Genomic DNA, 20,445 nt, shown 5'->3' with positions numbered 1-20,445 from the left:
TCTCTATCTCGTCGCGTTGGGTAGTGAGTTACCCACTGGATTGATACCAACTTTTGGGAACGTAGGTGTTTGGCCGGCTCTTTGAGCGGCTACCGAGTAGCCATTTACTCTACCTTGCTCAACCTTCAATGCCTTGGTTCTCGTTACATTTTTCCTGATGATAGCTGACTCGTATTTATCAGAGCCGGGTGGTTTGTTGAGTTTGCGCACCTGAGATTCAGCGCGGTAAGACTTGCCGTTCTTAGAAATTTTCCCGCCGCTAATGCCGTATTTATGTACCTGGCCAGTCGTTTTGTTACGGATGACATAAACGTGGTTTGGCTTGTTATTTTGTCTGGAGTTTCCGTTTGCAGCGCCACAGGTCTTCCACCCCCAAGGATCTAACCATGCAATGGGGTTGGGTGCGTATTGGTAGAGGTTGAGCTCGCCGTCCAATCCAATCGGGTCCGGCGTCGTAAACCGGCCCACATCTGGATCATAAAACCTGAACGTATTGAAATGCAGCCCTGTCTCCCGATCCAGGTACTGCCCCTGGAACCGCAGGTTCTGCTCTTCAATGTAATAAGGCTCGCGCACCTCTTCCAGGGTGTTGCCCCACACCCGATACGTTGCCTGCCAGACGCTATGCCCATCCGCGTCTGTCAGCTGTTCCGGCAGGCCATTGAGGTCGTTGTGGTAGTAACGAATTTTCTGTAACGGCCCAGCGCCATCGACCCGCGCCAAGGGTTCGTAGCCGTCATCTTCGTAGACATAAAGACTGGTCTGGCTGTGCTTATGCTCCTGCAACAACCGCAAACCATCCCAGGTAAATCGGGTTTCCCCCAGCGGATACCCATCCTTGCCATGCTCAGTCTTCTCAATGCGCCGGCCCAGCGGGTCATAGGTCATCCTGACCACGCTGCCGTTTTCATTGCGTACTTCGATCAACCGACTCTCGGCGTCATACGCAAATCGCTGTACACCGCGTTTGGCGCTGCGCTTTTCGACCATTCGCCCAAAGGCGTCATAGCGATAACGCTTGTCTTGATACGTCAGCAGCTTGTTGTGCACCACCAACCCGGCACCGGCCTGCGGGCCGTCCAGAAGGTTGGCGGCGGCGTCATACGCGAAGGTTTCGCGCTGGCCGTGCAGGCTGTCCTGGCTGGCGATGATGCGGCCGGTGGCGTCGTAGTGCAGCAGTTGGCGGTGTTGCGCGGCGGGTTGCTGGTCGAGTTTGCCGATCAGGTTGTCAGCGGGGTCGTACTCGAACTGTTTTCGCGCTGCTGCCGGCATTAACGAAGGCTGACTCACCAGGCGGCGTTGGCGTGAGCGCAGTCGGCCGCTGCGGTCGTATTCGCTGCGGGTGCTGAGCTGGCCTTGGGTACGCAGGACCTCGCGGTGCAGGCGGTCGCGCTCGAAGTCGCTGATCACCTGGCCGTCGAGGTTGATCTGGTGCAGGTGGCCGCTGCCGTAGTACAGGCGATTGAGCCAGCGGCCGTCAGGCAGTTGGGTCTGGATTAGGTTGCCGAGCTCGTCGTAGTGGTGTTGCAGGTTGCCTGCTGAGCTCTGTTCGGCCAGCAATTGACCGAGGGCGTCGTAGGCGAAGCCCAGGGCTTGGGTATTGCCTTGCACGTCGGTGAAAGTCACTGCCGTAAGCTGGTCCACAGCATCGTAGCTGTAGTCGGTGCGGCCATCGTCGGTGGTTTTTGCAACCAATCGGCCGACCGCATCGCGCGCCAGCCGGTGAGCGATGCGGGCGGGTGGCGTTTCGGGAACCACCGCCAAGCCATTCCCGTAAGGTGCAGGGACTACAGTCACCGTGGTGATATTATCCAGCGGGTCGTAGTCGTAGCGCTTGGCGCTGCCGTCAAGGTCCTGTTGCTCGGCCAGTCGGTTTGCGGCGTCCCAGGCAAACCGATAACGTTCGCCGTTCTCGTTGATCAGCGCTTGCAGGCGCCCATAGCTGTCATAACCGAATTGCACTTGTCGACCATGGGCGTCGGTGCGCTGGCTGACCTGGCCACGACGGTTGTACTGGTAGAGAGTGGTGTCCCCGGCCGGGTCGGTATAACCCAGCAGTTGGCCGCTGACGTCTCGTTGGTAGTGCTCGGTACGCCCGTCCGGCAGTTGGCTGCTGAGCAAGCGACCCTGGGCGTCATGGATGAATAGCGTGCGCTCACCCAGCGCATCAGTAATGACCTGCAAATACCCACGCTCGTCATAACTGAAACGCGTCGGATAACCCGAACAGTCGATATGCTCAACCAATTGCCCGAATGGATTCCAGCGCAGCTTTTTGCTTTTGCCGGTGGTATCGATTATTTCTACTGGCTGTCCATGGGCGTCGTAGCGATATTGGGTGACGTAGCCCAGCGGATCGGTTTCGGCGATGCAGTTACCACGCGGGTCATAGCGATACTGCCAACTGTTGTCGGCGGCGTCCGTTTCCATCAGCGGCAGCGCCCAATGTTCGAGCCACAGAATCGAATCGCTGCGGCCCAACGGGTCGCTCTCGCCGATCAGGTTGCCGGCTTCGTCGTAGCTGTATTCATAGCGCCCACCCAACGGATCGGTGGCGCTGAGCAGTTGGCGTTCGTCGTTCCATTCGAATAGCCAGGTCTGCCCGAGATTATCGCTGTGTCGAATGATCTCGTGCTGCGTGTTCCAATGCCGCGTACTGACGCGCTGCAAACCGTCGGTGATACGAGTGAGCCCGGCCTTCAAGTCATAGTCGAACTGGTACGCGTCGCCCTCATCGGTCCAGTGCCGGACAACCCGCCACTCCAAGCAGTCAACCAACGCCCATTCGTAGAAGCAACGCAATCCGGTGGGCAACTGATGCTCCACCATTCGCCGACCACTGTCGTAGCTGAAGCGCCGCTGCACCTGGCCGGTGGCGTCGCGCACCAGCGCCAGGTTGCCAGCGGTGTCATAGTCATAGCTGACCAGTACTTCGCGGCGCTGATCGGGGTAAAGGCGTTCGAGCCGCGCCACGTGGCCTTGATCGCGGATCAACTCCACTTGCACCAGGTCGAACGTATCGCGCAGCCGGATCAGCCGCCCGGCTTCGTCGTAATCAACATGGATGCGGTTGTCGTTGCGGTCGCCGAGCTGGCTGAGGCGCAGCAACGCCGGGTTGGCGGAAGGCTCAAATAAGCGATACAGCCCGTCATCGCTTTCGATCAGCAATTGCCCGTTGAGGTGTCGGCGCACGGCCAGCCCTTCACCGGCGCTGAACACCGCGCCGCCCAGGGGAATGCTGCCCATGTCGATAGGCCGGCCCTGTTCATCGGTGTAGACCAGCGTTTCGCCGCCGTCGGGGTGAGGCTGGATGTCGACGCACACTTCATACGGCACGCTCCAGCCTGCGCCGAACAGGCTGCCCGAGCGTTCGTCGCGGCTGTTGTAGAAGCGTTGCCAATCAATCGGCAGGATGCCGGGCAGGACAAAATCCAGCTCATCATCGCCGCCCAGCACCTTGGCGCCGGTGGCCGCATGCACCGGGTTCGACGAGCCCATGGCCGCATTGGCCATCGCCCCCATCGCGCTGCTCACGGCCATCGAGGTCGCGCCGCCGATCAACATGCACGGCAGCTTGCTGAAGAACTTGCCCTTGCCGCCCTTGAGCATCAACAACGCCGTCACCGCCAGCCCGACGCCCGGCGTCTTGCCGCTGCGGATCTCGCGCACCACCACCGAACCGCCGCCAATGGTCACGTTGGAGGAAATCAGCCCCGACGACACCACCGTTGCATCGCAGGTGCTGCGGTCACCGCTGCGCACTGCCGGCTGGCCATTGATGGTGACTTTTTCCGAACCCTCGGCCAGAAACTGCGGCGGCATCGGCGGGTGCTTCATGCACGTGACCAAATCCAGCGGCTTGGGTTCGGCGCCGGGCGCAGGTGTGGCAACCGTGGGGCGCCACATCTGCGAGAAGAAACTCTCGGCCATGTCCAGGTAGCTGGCTTCCGGCTCGGGCGCGGGTTCTTCCAGTTCAGTGCCGGCGGGTGCGACGTGAGAACTGATCGCCCCGGCAGCGCGAGCGGCCGGAATACTGTTGGTGAGGGTATTGGTGGAGCCTGTGAGAATGTTCGCCTGCACCGTGGGTGGAAACAGGGCGTTGCTGAAGCTCTCGCATAAATTCGATAAGCCTTTGTCCGCCCCGGTCTTGCTCATGGCCAGGCCGACAATCGTGCCCACCACGGCGCCCAGCAGGAAACAGCCGAGCCCGCCGGTGGCCACGGTAATCCCGGTGGCGGCAACCACCGCCGCAGTCGCCACCGCCGTGATTGCGATGTTGGCCGCCACCTCCAGCACACCGCCGAGGATGTCGGCCATCATCGAAGTGTGGGAGAGCGCATCGCCCATCCGGGCCGCCCATAACGCGTCAGACATGCGGGCAGCTCATCAGGAAATAGCGTCGAACGACAGCGAGTTTTTGATCAAGGCCCAGTGCGCCGCCTCTGCATCCCCCAGCGTGTCCGCCTTCACATAACTCAACGCGAGCATCTTGCGCGTGCCCGGTATCACCAGCGCCAACTGATACTGGAATACCTTGTCATTGCCCTTGTTGAACTGGCTGCGCAGCTCGATGCCTTCCACCTCCTGCGCGGCGCCCAAACGCACGTCCACACCCGCTTGATAGCGCAAATCCTGTACTTGTTTTTCCAGGCGCTGGAGTTGGTCGTTGAAGTTGCTGTGCAGGGTTTCGCCGTCGGCCAACAGGCTGCGGCTGACGATCAGGGATGTGCCCAACTCCGGGAACTTGAGGATATTGATCGTCGCGTCCTGCAACTCACTGGCGGGCAATTGGAACTGGAATTCGTTGATTCGGTACGTCATGGCAAACGGGTCTCGTCAGGAGCTTTTGGGCGCGGGGAAGGCGGCTTTGATATTGGCGTCGATGGCGCCTTTCTGGCCCTGGCCGTCGGGCGTGGCGCCAGGGCCGCCGCCGTTGTTCAGGTGCAGCACGCCGCCGGTATTGAACTCGGCATCGCCGCTGGCATAGAAGCTGATGTTCACGCCGGTCAGGTTGATCTGCCCACTGGCGTTGAGCTCCAGGATGCTTTCACCGCAGACCAGGCGCAGGTTTTCGCCCACTTCGATGACATAGCTCTGGCTGATGCTGTCGGTCTTTCTCTGGCCCACCGAGAGGATGTCTTCCTGCTTGACGATGCGCAGGCGGTTGTTGCCGATGGTCACCGTCTCGTTATGGCCGATACTTTTATTGCGGTCGTGCCCGACGGAATGACTTTCATCCACCTCCACCACAATGTCCTGATTACGCTCGGCATGGATATACAACTGCTCCAACCCCTTCTTATCCTCCATGCGGATTTCATTGAAGTTGGCCGGCGTGCCGCCTTTGCTGGAGCGACTCTTCATGCCGCTCTGGGTCGCGTTCTCCGGCAGGTCGTAGGGCACCGTCTGCTCGGCGTTGTACACCCGCCCCGTAATGATCGGCCGGTCAGGATCACCTTCCAGAAAGCTCACAATCACTTCCTGGCCGATCCGTGGAATCTGCATCGAGCCCCAGTTCTTGCCGGCCCAGGATTGCGACACGCGGATCCAGCACGAGCTGTTTTCGTTGGATTGGTCGTGGCGGTCCCAGTAAAAGTGCACCTTCACGCGGCCGTACTGGTCGGTCCAGATTTCCTCGCCTTTGGGGCCAACCACCAATGCTGTCTGCGGGCCTTTGACGATGGGGCGGTGGGTGGTGGCCAGCGGGCGGAAGCTTTGCTGGGCGTCGATGCAGGTCAGGCTGCTTTCGAACTGCGCCGAACCCGAACCACCGCCGCTTTCCAGGCTTTCCTGGACGATGTAGTAGCGGCAGCCGACGATCAGGTATTCGCGGTTCTGGTCTTGGCGGCTGAAGCCGGTGAGGCTGAACAGGTGGCCGGAACCCAGGCCACGGGCATTGCCGGCGAACTCGACCTGTTCATGCAGGGTTTGCAGGGCTTCGATGCGGGTGCGCGCGTAGTGTTCGCCGTCGGCGCTTTGCACGTAGGTGCCGGGGTAGTCGTACAGCGGATAGTCGCCGGCGGTATGCGGGCGCGGCATGGCCGAGCGCACGTCGATGCTGGCGCTGGGGCGCTGGAAGTCGTAGTCGTTGAGCTCCAGCGAGCCGGGCTGGACTTCCTGCGCCAGGTGCCAGTTGTGCATGTGGTCGCGTTCGCGCTGTTGCTCGTCCTTGGGGTAGTACGGGATCGAGGCATAGCCCGGCACCGTGGTGTGGGCGCCATAGGCGTCGGCCAGCACCAGCACATGGCGGTCCTGTTCATGGCGGAAGAAGTAGTAGATGCCTTCCTGTTCCATCAGGCGGCTGACGAAATCGAAGCTGGTCTCGCGGTACTGCACGCAGTATTCCCACTCGCGGTACGGCCGGCTCAGGGCGTCTTCGAAGTCGGAAAACCCCAGGTCGCGGAACACCTGCTTGATGATCTGCGGGATGCTCAGGTTCTGGAAAATCCGGCAGTCCGAGGTGCGAGTCAGCAGCCAGAACCACGGGCGCAGCGTCACCTGGTAACTGGCGAACTGGCCCTGGTCGATGTTCTGGCTGCAGCGCGCGACGATGCCGTGGAAGTGCCGCTCACCACCGTCCGCCAGTTGCAGACCGACGCTCATGGGCTTGCCGAGCAACTGGTTGAGGTCGATGTTGGCGTCCAGGGACGTCAGTTGCAGCTCATAGGTGAACAGGCGGCCCAGCTCTTCGCCGCCGCCCATTTCATTGAGCAGCAGCACATCCGGCCCGAGGGGGCTGGTGATCTTGGCCAGGCGTGAGGCTTGGTTGAATAGCATCGGGCGTCTCGAAAATGACTAAATAACTGAAGAAACTGAGTTCAAATGTGGGAGGGGGCTTGCCCCCGATAGCAGTGTGTCAGTTGATGCATTCGGTGGCTGAATCACCGCTATCGGGGGCAAGCCCCCTCCCACATTTGCATTGCATTCCAACAGTCGTTATTCGGCGTCGCTGAAGTCGTAATGCAGCTCGTTATCCCGGCTGCTGATGCGCACACCCGCCAATGCCTTGCCTTCGAGCATGCGCGTGAGGAATTCACGGCTCATGTCCGGCAGCAGGCTGTTGGTGAGGATGGTGTCGATCATGCGCCCGCCGCTTTCGGTCTCGGTGCAGCGCGAGACGATCAGGTCGACCACCGCGTCGTCGTAGTCGAAGGCGACCTTGTGGGTCGTCTCCACGCGCTTCTTGATGCGGTTGAGTTGCAGGCGGGTGATCGCCTTGAGCATCTCGTCGCTCAGCGGGTAGTACGGGATCGTCACCAGGCGGCCGAGCAGGGCGGGCGGGAAGATCTCCAGCAGTGGCTGGCGCAGGGCCTTGGCGATTTCTTCCGGCTCGGGGATGTTCGCCGGGTCCTTGCAGACCTGGGAGATCAGCTCGGTACCGGCGTTGGTGGTCAACAGGATCAGGGTGTTCTTGAAGTCGATCACCCGGCCTTCGCCGTCTTCCATCACGCCCTTGTCGAACACCTGGAAGAAGATCTCATGCACGTCCGGGTGGGCTTTTTCCACCTCGTCCAGCAGCACCACGCTGTAGGGCTTGCGCCGCACCGCTTCGGTCAGCACGCCGCCTTCGCCGTAGCCGATATAGCCCGGAGGCGCGCCCTTGAGGGTCGACACCGTGTGGGCTTCCTGGAACTCGCTCATGTTGATGGTGATTACATTCTGCTCACCGCCATACATGGCTTCGGCCAGGGCCAGGGCGGTTTCGGTCTTGCCCACGCCGGAGGTGCCGGCCAGCATGAACACGCCAATCGGCTTGCTCGGGTTGTCGAGGCCGGCGCGGGACGTCTGGATGCGCTTGGCGATCATCTGCAGGGCGTGGTCCTGGCCGATAATGCGTTTTTTCAGGTGCTGGTCGAGGTTGAGCACGGTTTCCAGTTCGTTGCGGGCCATGCGGCCCACCGGGATACCGGTCCAGTCGGCGACCACCGAGGCCACGGCCTGGTAATCCACGGTCGGCAGGATCAACGGGGTTTCGCCTTGCAGCGCGGTGAGGCGCTGTTGCAGGTCGACCAGTTGCGCACGCAATTCATCGTTGCCGCTGTCCACGACGCCGGCCTTTTCGCGCAGGGTTGCACGAGTGGCGAGCAGCTCATCCACCAGGGCTTTCTCTTCGGCCCAGCGGCTTTCCAGGGTCGCCAGGCGCTCACGCTCGGCGCTTAACAGGGCTTCGCTGTTGCTCTGGCGCGCACCAATGGCAATGCCGATGGCATGCTCGCGGGCGATGATTTGCAGCTCGGTTTCCAGGGCTTCGATGCGGCGGCGGCTGTCGTCCACTTCGGCCGGCACCGCGTGCAGGCTGATGGCGACGCGGGCGCAGGCGGTGTCCAGCAGGCTCACGGATTTGTCCGGCAGCTGGCGCGCCGGGATGTAGCGGTGGGACAGTTTCACCGAGGCTTCCAGGGCTTCGTCGAGGATCTGCACCTGGTGGTGCTTTTCCATGGTCGAGGCCACGCCGCGCATCATCAACAGCGCCTTGTCTTCCGACGGCTCGGCCACTTGTACCACCTGGAAGCGGCGGGTCAGGGCCGGGTCTTTCTCGATGTGCTTCTTGTACTCGGCCCAGGTCGTCGCGGCCACGGTACGCAGGGTGCCACGGGCCAGGGCGGGCTTGAGCAGGTTGGCCGCGTCGCCGGTACCGGCAGCGCCACCGGCACCCACCAGGGTGTGGGCTTCGTCGATAAACAGGATGATCGGCTTGGGCGAGGCCTGGACGTCTTCGATGACCTGGCGCAGGCGCTGTTCGAACTCGCCTTTCATGCTCGCGCCGGCTTGCAGCAGGCCCACGTCGAGGCTGCGTAGTTCCACATCCTTGAGTGCGGGCGGCACGTCACCGGCGACGATGCGCAGGGCAAAACCTTCGACCACGGCGGTCTTGCCCACACCGGCTTCACCGGTGAGGATCGGGTTGTTCTGGCGGCGGCGCATGAGGATGTCCACCAGTTGGCGGATCTCTTCGTCACGGCCCACGATCGGATCGAGCTTGCCGCTGCGCGCTTGTTCGGTCAGGTCAACGGTGAAACGCTTGAGGGCTTCCTGCTTGCCCATCGCACTCGGTGCCATGGCGCCGCTGGCCTCGCCCGGCACCGCGCCGGCATTGAAACCGTCGCTGGCAGTCAGGGCGTTTTCCGGCGAATCACCGACGTATTCGTCAAACCGCTCGCTCAGGGCTTCGGCCTTGATCTTGTCGAACTCCGAGGACAACCCCAGCAGCGCATGGCGCAGGCTTGGCGTCTTGAGGATGCCCAGCACCAGGTAGCCGGTGCGCACCTGGCTTTCGCCGAACATCAGGCTGCCGTACACCCAGCCGCGTTCCACCGCCTCTTCAACATGGGAAGACAAGTCAGTGATCGACGTCGAGCCACGCGGCAGGCGGTCCAGGGCTTCAGTGAGGTCTCGGGCCAGGCGCGCCGGCTCGACGTTGAACTGGCGGATGATGCGGTGCAGGTCCGAGTCCTGCAGTTGCAGCAACTGGTGGAACCAGTGGGCCAGTTCCACGTACGGGTTGCCCCGCAGCTTGCAGAACACGGTGGCGGCTTCGATGGCCTTGTAGGCCACGCTGTTGAGTTTGCCGAACAGTGCGGCGCGACTGATTTCACCCATGCTCTGGATTCCTTGAGGTGGTGGCTTGATCGGCGTAATGCCGGGCCAGGATTAGGTCGTTGGCATCAACCGCAGGGCAGCCGAGCCAGGTGTTGAAGCCCAGGCGGAACTGGCCATTGAGTTGCAGCGCCGGTACTTCGGGTTGTTGCAGAACCAGGTTCAAGTCCCAGTCCAATTCATGGCCCAGGTACTCGGCCACCCACGCCACCAGCTCGTTGAACGGCTGGCTGCCGGGCAGCATGCCCATGTAGTCGTCCAACTTGAGCGGGCCCAGGCGGATGCGGAATTTATGCTGGCGGTCCCACACGTGGCTGCCCAGGCAGAAGTCCACCCCCAGCTGGTGGGCGCTCACGCCCACGCGGCTGCGTTCGGGCAGTTCCAGCCATTGGCCGACGTATTCTTCGATCTCCACCGGCAGGCCGAAATACTCGCCGAGGATCGCCTTCAAACCGTCCGGGTAGCGGGTTTGTGCCGACAGGTGGCCGCTGTAGTGCAGCTTCGCCGTGTCCGGAATCAATCCTTGGTTAAGCAGGCTCGGCATGCCCCGGCCACTCAAGGCAGCGAGGCGTGCGGACCAGTAGTCATCGTCCGGGCGGTCGTGGCTGACCGTCGGCCGCGCCTCGGCCCAGGCCCGGTAAAACAGGCTCAGCAGGCGGTGGTGGAAGACATCCAGGAACTGCTTGCTGGTGCTGTCGGCGTTGTTGCGCTGGCGCTCGCGTACATACTCGGTGATATGCAGCGGCAACGGACCGTTGGGGCCACCCAGGCCGAAGAAGAACTGTTCCAGCCGCGCCGGTTTGCCGTCGCCGCCGGGATCGACCGAGGCCAGGGTGGCCGGGGCGAAGGTGCAATCGGCCTGTTGCCCCAGGCGCAACGGGTCATCCGCCAGGCGCAGGGAATGGCCCAGGCGCGGCAGCTCGGGCGATTCGCACTCGATACGCCGCAACGCCTGGAAGAAATCGTATTCCCAGGGCTCCTGATGCATCGCATCCAACGTACTCACAGGGTCGGACGACGCCCGGGCTTGGCTTTCCATCGCATGATCTCGCCGCGTTCGGTGGTACGGATCACCGTCTCGGTAAAACTGTTGATCGACACGTAGCGTGCCAGGAAGCGTTCCAGCACCGCACCGAGCAGGAACACGCCGGTGCCGCGAAACGCGTTTTCATCGAACTCCAAGGTAATTTCCAGGCCGCGGCCAAACACAATCGGGCCGGGCATCGGCAGGCGCCGGGTAACGGCCTTGCTGCTGACGTCGCGCAAGCCTTCGATCTGCAATTGCAGGGCCGCGTCATTGCTGTCGCCATACAGGCGCAGCAGTTCGCGCAATGCCGCCGCGCCCTGGCCTTGCTCGCTCAGGGACAAATAGTTGAGCGACAACTGGCTGATCAGGCGCCAGGCCTTGGCGTCATGGGCATGGCTGGCGCGTGGGCGGCTGGGCCCGGCGACGCAACGCACGGATAACACCGGCGCGCTGTCGGCCAGGGTGAAGTCGGTCTTGCCGTTGCCCACGCTCATGAACAACGGCAGGTCGCGGTTGGTGCACAGCGCGGTCACGCCGAGTTGGCGCAGGTCATGGCGATACGGCGCCTGGCGGCTGTCGACCAGGCTGACAAAGGTTTCGCTGCCCACATAGGTGGAGCGCGGGCCGTTGCGGCGCTGGTCGCTGGACAGCACCCGCGGCTCGCGGCGCACGGTGTAGTACGCCTGGTCGCGGCCATAACGGGATGGATCGCGGACCGCATAGAACGGCAAAAAGGGCTGCTCTGGCCCGGTGCCGTGGCCGGTGATGCCGCTCAACGAATGAATCTCGAAATCCATCGGCCGCGTGCGGTCGGCGATCACGTGGTGCTCGTTGACCCGGTCGGACAAGTGGATGCGGTCCACGCGCTTGGGGAACAGGTTGATCGCCGGGGTGCAGAACGGCAAAAACTGCGCTGCGCCGACGCTGCCTTCCAGGCTTGGCTCGTGACGGTCGAACAGCACGATCAGCTCCAGCTCCTGGCCGTCGCAACGCTTGACCGCGCGGCTCAGCTCGGCGAATTCGACGAACAGGAAACGGTGGGGCAGGGCGAAGTATTCCTGCAACAGGCGATAGCCCTGGAAGGCCCGCGCGACCACCGGCATGGCCGCATCGGCGTCGTCGAAACCCCGCGAGCGCAACGCGTCCTGGGGCAGGCGCTCGACCCAATCGCCACCGGGCTTGCGCGCAAACACCGCGCAGGCGTTGCCCAGCAGTTGTTCGTAAAGGCGGAACGGCTGCTCGTCGGCACCGCTGAGGTACAGCGGCAGGTTGTCCAGGTCGAGGCTGTTGAACGGCAATTCGGCGCCGGTGCGCAGGGTCAGGCGCAGGCCGGCCTTGGCTTTCGGCTCGCTGGCGGCCAGGCGTCCGAGCACGGCGGCGGGGTTGCCGAAGTACTCGGCGCTGCTGACCTGCAACGGCCACAACGTCACCGGATGCGCGGTGCGGTACTCGCAGCAGGTCTGGGTTTCGCGGCCCAGGGCGGCGCGCAACACGGTGTCGCGCGGCAGCGGAAAGCCGCTGGCCAGGGAGCCTTCATCGGGGTCGGTGTGCAATTGCACCACGGTCATCGATGGCGTCGGCGCCAGGTAGTGCGGGTAGGCGATTTCCAGGAGGTTGTGGGTGAAGGTCGGGTACTCGGCGTCGAGTTTGAGCTGTACGCGGGCAGTGAGGTAGGCAAAGCCCTCAAGCAGGCGTTCGACGTACGGGTCGGCGCAGTCCATACCGGACAGGGTCAGCCGACTGGCGATCTTCGGGTATTCCTTGGCGAACTCCGCCGCGCTTTCGCGCACGTGGTGCAGTTCCTGGTTGTACAGATCCAGCAGGCGCGGGTTCATGGGCGCCTCCGCTGGTCGGCATTCACCACGCGCACATGGCCGGATTCCAGGTCGAGGTCGGTTTGCAGCAACAGGCGCAAGGGCACCGGCTGCGCCCACAGGTCGCCTTCGATCTCGAAACTCAGGGCGTTGTGATTCATCTCGCCATGGCCGACGCGGGCCTTCACCCGCAGTGTATGGCGCAGGATGCGCGGTTCAAAGGTGGCAATCGCCTGGTAGATCAGGGCTTCCAGGGCCTTGATGTCGACGCTGGAAACGCTGTTGCCGGCCAGCGCCGGCAGGCCGTAATTGACCACCGAGGTACCGGCCTGTGTGTGCAGCGTGGCATCGGCATCGAGCAACGACGTGGTATTGAGCAGCCACGCCAGGTCGCGCAGCACCGAGGCTTTCAATTGGGTCAGGGACAGCACGCGTTTATCGGCGCTTTCCTTGGGATTGGTTGGGTCGTCGTCGGTCAACCGGTCCAGCAGGGACGGTTGCAGACGGTCGCGGGAAGCGATTTCAGTTACCACCAAAGCAGCTCCACGGACGGGTTGCGAGAGGGACAAAAGGCTTGTGGCCGTGGCGTAAAGCCACGCCCACAAGCGCTATCAGTGCTATCAGCGCTTGGTGTTGGAACGGATGTTCCAGCCAAACTTGATCGCGCCGCCGTCTTTGGTGCCGTCGGCTTTCTGCGGCTGGTAGTCGACCATCACTTGGGCGAAGTTCAGGGTGACGTTTTCAGTCAGGCGGTCATCGCCGCCCGAACCGCCGGTGCTCAGGGACGTTACCAGCACTTCTTCCAGGTTGATCACCATGTACTCGACCTGGCTTTCGCCACCGGCCTTGCGCACGGTCAGCTTGACCTTGTCGATGTGTTTGCCGCTGGCGCAGTGCATCATCAGGTTCGGCGAGGCCTTGTCGACGTACTTGGTCAGCGACAGGTCCTGGATGTTCACCTTGCCCGCGCCGCCGCCACCGCCAACGTGCATGTTGCCGGACTGGGCCATGCCCCAGCTCCAGTTCAGCACGTCGATTTCGTCCTTGTGGGCCTTGTCCATGGACTCGCCCTTGATGTCGCCGATCTTGATGAAAATATCAACAGCCATGTTTTCTCCCTGTGTGGCTCTTGCCACTGAATTTGAGTGACTCCAAATGGGCAGTGCTTTTGTGTGGGAGGGGGCTTGCCCCCGATGCAGGCACCTCGGTGTGTCAGTCACACCCCAGTGATGCTATCGGGGGCAAGCCCCCTCCCACAGAAGAGCCAGCTCATCCGTGGGTTAGGCGCTTTTCGCCGAAGGCAGCTTCGATACCAGGCGCAACGACACGGTCAGCCCTTCGAGCTGGTAGTGCGGGCGCAGGTAGAACTTGGAGTTGTAGTACCCCGGGTTGCCCTCGACGTCTTCCACGATCACCTCGGCGGCGGCCAACGGGTGCTGGGCCTTGGTGGTCTCGGTGGAGTGCGCCGGGTCACCGTCGACGTAGTTGAGGATCCAGTCCTGCAACCAGCGCTGCATCTCGTCCTTCTCTTTGAAGGAACCGATCTTGTCGCGCACGATGCACTTCAAGTAGTGCGCGAAACGGCAAGTGGCGAACAGGTACGGCAGACGCGCGGCCAGGTTGGCGTTGGCGGTGGCGTCCGGGTCGTCGTATTCGGCCGGCTTCTGCAACGACTGGGCGCCGATGAACGCGGCGAAGTCGGTGTTTTTCTTGTGCAGCAGCGGCATGAAACCGTTCTTCGCCAGTTCCGCTTCACGGCGGTCGCTGATGGCGATTTCGGTCGGGCACTTCATGTCCACGCCACCGTCATCGGTAGGGAACGTGTGGGCCGGCAGGTTTTCCACTTCACCGCCGGACTCCACGCCACGGATGCGCGAGCACCAGCCGTAGTGCTTGAACGAACGGTTGATGTTCACCGCCATCGCGTAGGCGGCGTTGGCCCAGGTGTACTTGGAGCTGTCGGCGCCGTCGGTGTTTTCTTCGAAGGCGAAGGCTTCCACCGGGTCGGTTTTGGCACCATAGGGCAGGCGCGCCAGGAAGCGCGGCATGGTCAGGCCGATGTAGCGCGAGTCTTCCGATTCACGCAGCGAGCGCCAGCCGGCGTATTCCGGGGTGGTGAAGATCTTGGTCAGGTCGCGCGGGTTCGACAGTTCCTGCCACGAGCCCATGCCCATCACGGTCGGCGATGCCGCAGCAATGAACGGGGCGTGCATGGCGGCGCAGACTTTCGACAGCTCGCCCAGCAGTTCCACGTCCGGTGGCGACTGGTCGAAGTAGTAGTCGCCCACCAGGCAACCATAGGGTTCGCCGCCGAACTGGCCGTATTCTTCTTCGTACATCTTCTTGAAGAGCGGGCTCTGGTCCCACGCGGTGCCCTTGAATTTCTTCAGGGTCTTGTGCAGGTCCGGCTTGGAGATGTTGAGCACGCGAATCTTCAGCTGCTCATCGCTCTCGGTGTTATTGACCAGGTAGTGCAGGCCACGCCAGGCGCTTTCCAGCTGCTGGAAATCCTGGTGGTGGATGATCTGGTTGACCTGGGCGGTGAGCTTGGCGTCGATGGCGGCGATGATCGATTCGATCGATTTGATCGCGTCGTTGGACACCAGGTCGGTTTGCGCCAGGGCCTGTTCGGCCAGGGTGCGCACGGCGGTTTCCACGGCTTCGCGGGCACGCTCGGTCTTGGGCTTGAATTCCTGCATCAACAAGGATGCGAACTCGCTGGTTTCCTCGGTTGCACCCAGGCTCTGGGTGCCTTCGCGGGCGGTATTGTCAGTCATGATTACTGGTCCCCTGCAGGCTTAGGCGCACTGGCAAGTGCCTGGAGCAGTGCCGGGTCCTTGATCGCCTTCATGATGATTTCTTCAGCGCCAGTCTTGCCGTCCATGTAGGTCAGCAGGTTGGCCAGCTGGGTGCGGGCTTCGAGCAGTTGCTTGAGCGAGTCGACCTTGCGGGCCACGGCGGCCGGGCTGAAGTCGTCCATGCTTTCGAAGGTGATGTCCAGGCTCAGGTTGCCTTCGCCGGTCAGCTCGTTGGGTACGTGGAATGCCACGCGCGGCTGCATGGCCTTGAGGCGCGAGTCGAAGTTGTCGACGTCCACTTCAAGGAACTTGCGGTCGGCCACCGGCGCCAGAGGCTCGGCAGGCTTGCCGGCGAGGTCGGCCATCACACCCATCACGAAGGGCAGCTGGACCTTTTTCTCGGCGCCGTAGAGCTCGACGTCGTACTCGATCTGCACTCGAGGCGCGCGGTTGCGCGCGATGAATTTCTGAGAACTTTGCTTCGCCACGTTGCTGCTCCTGGTCGCTTGAGCGACGGTGTTGTTACTGCGCAGTCGAGCGGCTTACTCGCCGTCCGGGCCGCGCAGGTTTTCAAATTGGGACATCCCATCGGGAATCAGATTGCGCACGATGGCCGCGAAGTCGGCGTGCACAAGATGCTTGGCCCGGTTCAGCAACACCGGCAACGGGCTCGAAGGCTCGTGCCGGGTGTAATACGCAAGGATCTTGTCGAGGCTGCGCAGCACGTCATCACGGTTGCTGATGTCGCCGCTGGGGCGAGGTGCGGCGGGGGCAGCGGCGAAGTCCACCGAGGGGGCATTGTCGTCACTGACGGCCTCGGGTTCGCTGCTGGCAGCGCTGTTCGGAACAAACTGGTTGAGCACCTGCAGCGCCTGCTTGAGCGGTTGCTTCAACAGGCTGAGGTCCACGCCTTGGGCGGAACCCACCTGGTCGCTGACCTGCTGCTCGATGGCTTCGCAGGCGGCGCGTGCGGCGCTCAAGGCGTCGCGGGTGGCTTGCAGGTGTTCGGGGTCGCTGTCGAGGAACGCGGCGTTGAGCTGCTGGGCGCCGAGCTGTTCGTCGGGGAAACTCATCAGGCCGCTGGCATTCAGCGCGGCGCGCAGGCTCACAGGGCCGAAGGTGCGCGAGCGCGTGAGGATGCTTTCGCGCAGCAGACGAATGGTCGCATCGCTGGTCAGGCCGGAGAGGGCGTTGATGCGTACGGTGGGGTCGTTATCGTCGTCGGCATCCAGGCGCGGGTGCAGGTCGGCCCAGTATTCGCGCAGCAGCGCATTGATCAACGTGAGGACTTCAGCCAGCCCGGCCGCACCCTGGAGGGCGAGGGAGCTTTGCAACAGGAAATGGGTGATGCGCAGGTCTTTGCTGCGCTGCAGCAAGTCGAGGCTCTGCTGCTGGATGCTGCGCCATTCCGGCGGCTCGGCGGGCAGGATCGAATCGCCCATGCTGCGCTCGGGTTGGCCCTTGGCATCACGCTCCAGCTGGAGAAAATCCGCGTCATATTCCATGTCTTCGCCACAGGGCGAACTGGCGGAAACGGCGGTGAGCAGCAACGGCACATCCACTGAAATTGATCTCCCTATCGGCCCGTTGTTAGATGGCGGGCAATGCATGCATTAGTTGCACAAGGAACTTTGCATGTTTTCTTGGTCATATAAGCAAGATGCCACTAATGTGCCATCACTGGTATTCAAGAAGTTGTGCATTTTTGGTGTAGTACTTATGCCTTGTCAAGGTAAGCTATTCGCCCTCTGTGACAGATGTGCGGTGCTTAACAACCTGTGCGACTGGTGGGTCGAACGACGCACCGGCATAGGATTTTTGTCATGGAGCCCAGTTAAGATCAGCGATCATGCTGGCATCAGCAGGTTTTGAACGGTCGATTGCACGACCTGATGGGGATCTCCCGGGCGTCGCTGTCCCTGGGGTCGACTGCGCGCGAAGTATCAGCAAGGAGGCAAGATGTCGCTGTGTTTGACTATCACTAGTTATCACAAGATTACCCCCGGGCAATGCTCGGAAAAGTCCATGAACCAGGGCTCGATGGCTATCGGCCGTAGCTCGGATAATGACTGGGTATTGCCTGATCCCGAGCGCCTGGTGTCTTCGCAGCACTGCGTTATTCAATACAAAGATGGTCGTTATTATTTAACCGATAACAGTACAAACGGTGTGGAGTTGGTTAACGCCGGCATCCGTTTGCGCAGGGGTAACAGCGAGCTGTTGCAGGATGGCGAGCTGATCCGCATCGGCGATTACGAGATCCAGGCGCGGATCGACTTCAACATGCAGGCCATCGACAGCCAGCCGTTCGCCGGTGATTCGCCGAACAGCTTTGAGGCCCTGATGGGCGCCGTGGCGAACAAGCCCGCGCCGACGCCGGTGATTGCCCCGCAATTCCAGGGCGCTTCGTCGATGGACACGCTGCCGGACCTGTTCGACTTCCTCAGCCCCACCACCGTGCCGCCGCCCACCGTGGCCGACCATGTTCCCAGCGAACAACACGACTTCCGCCCGCCGACCCCGGTGGCGGTACCCGTGGTCGAGACGCCTGTGGTCTCGGGCTCGGTGATTCCCGAAGACTGGGACCTGTTTGGCGACACGCCGGCACCGTTGGCCAGTGCGCCTCCGCCACCGCCACCCGCACCGATCATCCAGCCGCCACCCGTGGTCGAGCCAGCGCCCCCTGTAGCCGACACCCGGCAGCCCGATCTCTTGCAAGCCTTCCTGCGCGGTGCCGGCCTGGACCAGTTGCGCCTGGACAAGGCCCAGGCGGAGGCGCAGATGGAAAACATCGGCCGCAGCTACCGCCTGATGGTCGAAGGCCTGATCGACGTATTGCGTGCCCGCGCCAGCCTCAAGGGTGAGTTCCGCATGCAGCAGACCATGATCCAGCCTGCCGAAAACAATCCGTTGAAATTCGCACCGAATGCCGACGAAGCATTACTGCTTTTGCTTCGCCACGGCAACCAGGCGTTTATGGCGCCGGACATTGCCGTGCGCGACAGTTTTGATGACCTGCGCGCCCACCAACTGGCGGTGATGGCCGGCGTGGAAGCAGCGATCAAGCACCTGCTCACGCGCTTTGAACCGGCGCAACTGGAAGAGCGCATGGGCAAGCCCGGCGGGCTGTCGAACCTGTTCGCCGGCTCGCGCCAGGCCCAGTACTGGCAGCAGTTCACCGAGCTCTACAGCAATATTTCCCGCGAGGCCCAGGAAGATTTCCAGGACCTGTTCGGCCGTGAATTCAGCCGGGCCTACGAAGAACACAGCGCGCGACAGCGTCGGTAAAACCGCGCCGCAACCTATGGATTAACGGATAGCTAAGTACGTCATTGAGGACGCAGGATGATTCCCAGGTTTTTACTCGCAGTCGCCACCGCGCTGCTGCTGACCGCGTGTAGCAAGGATGCGGTCAAACCCGAAACGGCTGCTGAGGCTGAAGTGGACACTGCCGCCGTCGAGCTGCACTTCCACGCCATTGCCGGGCTTAACCCCGGCGCCAACGGCCAGGCCGCGCCGGTGCGGGTGCGCATTTTCGAACTGAAGAACGCCGCCACCTTCGCCCGCTCCGATTACTTCGCCCTGGCCGACCGTGCGCAATCGACCCTTGGCCTGGACCTGCTGGACCAGGACGAAGTCATGGTGCAACCCGGCCAGCAACTGAGCATCCAGCGCGACCTCGACCCCTCCACGCGCCAGATCGGCTTGCTGGTGGGTTATCGCGAGTTGGACCGCGCGCAATGGCGCACGGTGATCAACGTGCCGGCGCGCCAATACACCGAATACCAGATCAGCCTCGATGTGCGTGCCGTGCGCGCCGACGTCGTGGTCACCCCATCCAGCCCTGCCCAATAAGAAGCAATCGGAGCTCCCCATGTCCTGGAACAATCGCGTGGTCTGGTCGGAAGGCATGTTCATCGGAACGCAGCACTTCCAGCAGCATGACCGTTACCTGGAAAACCTGATCGACGCCCGTAGCCGCCCGTTGTCCGCCGGCGCCTGGGGGTTTTCCGAATTGCTGATCGACCAGGGCCTGCTGGCCCAGGGCAAGCTGGCCATCGTCTCGGCGCGCGGCCTGTTGCCCGACGGCACGCCGTTCAACATTCCCCAGGATGACCTGGCGCCCAGCCCGCTGAACATCGACGACAACCTGCGCGATGGCCTGGTCTACCTGGCCTTGCCACTCAAGCGTGCGGGGGCCCGCGACACCGTGGATGAAGGCGAACCCCTGGAAGCCGCGCGCTACGTGAGCCAGGTGCGCGAAGTGCGGGATGACAACGCACCGTTCGAAAACCGCGCGCCGGTGGCCGTGGGTTCCCGGGCCCTGCGCTTGCTGACCGCCCAGGATGGCATCAGTGACTACGCCGCCGTGGGCCTGGTGCGCATCAAGGAAAAACGCGCCGACCGTGCGCTGGTCCTCGACGACAGCTACATCCCGCCCGTGCTGGACGTGGCCGCGAGCAAGCCGTTGAGCGCGTTTCGCAGCGAACTGCTGGGCCTTTTGCACCAGCGCGGCGAAGCCCTGGCGGGCCGCGTGGTTGCCTCGGGGGCGGGCGGTGCGTCGGAGATCGCCGACTTCATGCTGCTGCAACTGGTCAACCGCGCCCAGCCGCTGATCCAGCATTTCAGCCAGTTGAGCCCGCTGCACCCGGAGCGCTTTTTCAGCGAACTGGTCAGCCTGGCCGGTGAGTTCTCGACCTTTTCCACCTCGGGCCGTCGTCCCCAGGAATACCCGCAATACCAGCACGACGACCTGGCCCTGAGCTTCGCCCTAGTCATGGCGGCCCTGCGCGAAGCCCTGTCGATGCTGATCGACAGCAAGGCCACGCCGATCCCGATTGTCGAGAAAGCCTACGGCGTCCACGTGGCCATGCTGGCCGACAAAACCTTGCTCGACAGCGCCAGCTTCATCCTCGTGGTCCGTGCCGATGTCCCCGGCGAAACCCTGCGTGCGCGCTTCGGCCAGCAGAGCAAGGTCGGATCGGTGGAGCACATCCGCGACCTGGTCAACCTGCAACTGCCGGGCATCACCTTGCTGCCGTTGCCAGTGGCGCCGCGCCAACTGCCGTACCACGCAGGCTCGACCTACTACGAACTCGACCGTGGCAGCGAGCATTGGCAGCAACTGGGCAATTCCGGTGGTTTTGCCTTCCATATCGCCGGGCAGTTCCCGGGCTTGAACCTGGCCTTCTGGGCGATCCGAGGATAA

Annotated in this window: 14 protein-coding genes; 3 read left to right on the top strand and 11 right to left on the bottom strand. The window is 62.6% G+C overall.

The annotated features are described in order from the left end of the window. Positions 1-3 precede the first annotated feature (3 nt). The 11 genes from C8K58_RS07205 to tssA all read right to left on the bottom strand — a co-directional run bounded on the left by C8K58_RS07205 (position 4) and on the right by tssA (position 16,798). Positions 4-4,374, bottom strand: coding sequence for an RHS repeat-associated core domain-containing protein (locus C8K58_RS07205; protein ID WP_098480707.1), 4,371 nt, complete (start codon positions 4,372-4,374; stop codon positions 4-6). A 12-nt stretch (positions 4,375-4,386) separates the two neighbouring features. Continuing rightward, entirely contained in the window at positions 4,387-4,821 is a 435-nt protein-coding gene (locus C8K58_RS07200; RefSeq protein WP_098480708.1) for a DcrB-related protein, read from the bottom strand. 15 nt (positions 4,822-4,836) lie between these two features. After that, positions 4,837-6,777: a type VI secretion system Vgr family protein gene (locus C8K58_RS07195; RefSeq protein ID WP_108573461.1), complete on the bottom strand. Its 1,941-nt coding sequence runs from the start codon at positions 6,775-6,777 to the stop codon at positions 4,837-4,839. A 159-nt stretch (positions 6,778-6,936) separates the two neighbouring features. Further along, the gene (gene tssH, locus C8K58_RS07190; RefSeq protein WP_027608260.1) at positions 6,937-9,600 is read right to left on the bottom strand and encodes a type VI secretion system ATPase TssH; all 2,664 of its coding nucleotides are present in this window, start codon (positions 9,598-9,600) and stop codon (positions 6,937-6,939) included. After that, positions 9,593-10,636 (bottom strand): type VI secretion system baseplate subunit TssG, encoded by a 1,044-nt coding sequence (tssG, locus tag C8K58_RS07185; RefSeq protein WP_027608261.1) that lies wholly within the window; start codon positions 10,634-10,636, stop codon positions 9,593-9,595. Before tssG ends, tssH begins: the two co-directional genes overlap by 8 nt. Beyond that, a complete protein-coding gene (gene tssF, locus C8K58_RS07180) occupies positions 10,600-12,459 on the bottom strand; it encodes a type VI secretion system baseplate subunit TssF (protein WP_108573459.1) in 1,860 nt (619 codons plus the stop codon). The genes tssG and tssF overlap by 37 nt, the downstream gene beginning before the upstream one ends. Then, on the bottom strand, positions 12,456-12,971 hold the full coding sequence (tssE, locus tag C8K58_RS07175; RefSeq protein ID WP_027608263.1) for a type VI secretion system baseplate subunit TssE: 516 nt from the start codon (positions 12,969-12,971) through the stop codon (positions 12,456-12,458). Before tssE ends, tssF begins: the two co-directional genes overlap by 4 nt. 87 nt (positions 12,972-13,058) lie before the next feature. Then, entirely contained in the window at positions 13,059-13,547 is a 489-nt protein-coding gene (locus C8K58_RS07170; protein ID WP_015886558.1) for a type VI secretion system tube protein Hcp, read from the bottom strand. Between the two features lie 171 nt (positions 13,548-13,718). Next, positions 13,719-15,215, bottom strand: coding sequence for a type VI secretion system contractile sheath large subunit (tssC, locus tag C8K58_RS07165; RefSeq protein WP_027608264.1), 1,497 nt, complete (start codon positions 15,213-15,215; stop codon positions 13,719-13,721). Between the two features lie 2 nt (positions 15,216-15,217). Next, entirely contained in the window at positions 15,218-15,724 is a 507-nt protein-coding gene (tssB, locus tag C8K58_RS07160) for a type VI secretion system contractile sheath small subunit (RefSeq protein ID WP_017135823.1), read from the bottom strand. Positions 15,725-15,778: 54 nt separating this feature from the next. Beyond that, the gene (tssA, locus tag C8K58_RS07155; protein WP_027608265.1) at positions 15,779-16,798 is read right to left on the bottom strand and encodes a type VI secretion system protein TssA; all 1,020 of its coding nucleotides are present in this window, start codon (positions 16,796-16,798) and stop codon (positions 15,779-15,781) included. Positions 16,799-17,195: 397 nt separating this feature from the next. Here tssA and tagH point away from each other — a divergent pair, with 397 nt between their 5' ends. The 3 genes from tagH to tssK are packed head-to-tail and all read left to right on the top strand — an operon-like array spanning position 17,196 to position 20,445. After that, the gene (gene tagH, locus C8K58_RS07150; RefSeq protein ID WP_027608266.1) at positions 17,196-18,524 is read left to right on the top strand and encodes a type VI secretion system-associated FHA domain protein TagH; all 1,329 of its coding nucleotides are present in this window, start codon (positions 17,196-17,198) and stop codon (positions 18,522-18,524) included. Positions 18,525-18,581: 57 nt separating this feature from the next. Then, a complete protein-coding gene (tssJ, locus tag C8K58_RS07145) occupies positions 18,582-19,091 on the top strand; it encodes a type VI secretion system lipoprotein TssJ (RefSeq protein ID WP_027608267.1) in 510 nt (169 codons plus the stop codon). Positions 19,092-19,110: 19 nt separating this feature from the next. After that, a complete protein-coding gene (gene tssK, locus C8K58_RS07140) occupies positions 19,111-20,445 on the top strand; it encodes a type VI secretion system baseplate subunit TssK (RefSeq protein WP_108573457.1) in 1,335 nt (444 codons plus the stop codon).

It is taken from the genome of Pseudomonas sp. GV047, from assembly GCF_003058245.1.
Taxonomy (GTDB): Bacteria; Pseudomonadota; Gammaproteobacteria; order Pseudomonadales; family Pseudomonadaceae; genus Aquipseudomonas; species Aquipseudomonas marginalis.
Note: the sequence above shows the minus strand (reverse complement) of the source record. Positions and strands in the feature narration are given on the sequence as shown.

What these genes read in the sequence shown, in the direction of transcription:
- tssH (WP_027608260.1), bottom strand. Translation starts at nt 9,600, where the DNA reads ATGGGTGAAATCAGTCGCGCCGCACTGTTCGGCAAACTCAACAGCGTG.
- tssF (WP_108573459.1), bottom strand. Translation starts at nt 12,459, where the DNA reads ATGAACCCGCGCCTGCTGGATCTGTACAACCAGGAACTGCACCACGTG.
- tagH (WP_027608266.1), top strand. Translation starts at nt 17,196, where the DNA reads ATGTCGCTGTGTTTGACTATCACTAGTTATCACAAGATTACCCCCGGG.
- tssC (WP_027608264.1), bottom strand. Translation starts at nt 15,215, where the DNA reads ATGACTGACAATACCGCCCGCGAAGGCACCCAGAGCCTGGGTGCAACC.
- C8K58_RS07200 (WP_098480708.1), bottom strand. Translation starts at nt 4,821, where the DNA reads ATGACGTACCGAATCAACGAATTCCAGTTCCAATTGCCCGCCAGTGAG.
- C8K58_RS07205 (WP_098480707.1), bottom strand. Translation starts at nt 4,374, where the DNA reads ATGTCTGACGCGTTATGGGCGGCCCGGATGGGCGATGCGCTCTCCCAC.
- C8K58_RS07170 (WP_015886558.1), bottom strand. Translation starts at nt 13,547, where the DNA reads ATGGCTGTTGATATTTTCATCAAGATCGGCGACATCAAGGGCGAGTCC.
- C8K58_RS07195 (WP_108573461.1), bottom strand. Translation starts at nt 6,777, where the DNA reads ATGCTATTCAACCAAGCCTCACGCCTGGCCAAGATCACCAGCCCCCTC.
- tssG (WP_027608261.1), bottom strand. Translation starts at nt 10,636, where the DNA reads ATGGAAAGCCAAGCCCGGGCGTCGTCCGACCCTGTGAGTACGTTGGAT.
- tssJ (WP_027608267.1), top strand. Translation starts at nt 18,582, where the DNA reads ATGATTCCCAGGTTTTTACTCGCAGTCGCCACCGCGCTGCTGCTGACC.
- tssK (WP_108573457.1), top strand. Translation starts at nt 19,111, where the DNA reads ATGTCCTGGAACAATCGCGTGGTCTGGTCGGAAGGCATGTTCATCGGA.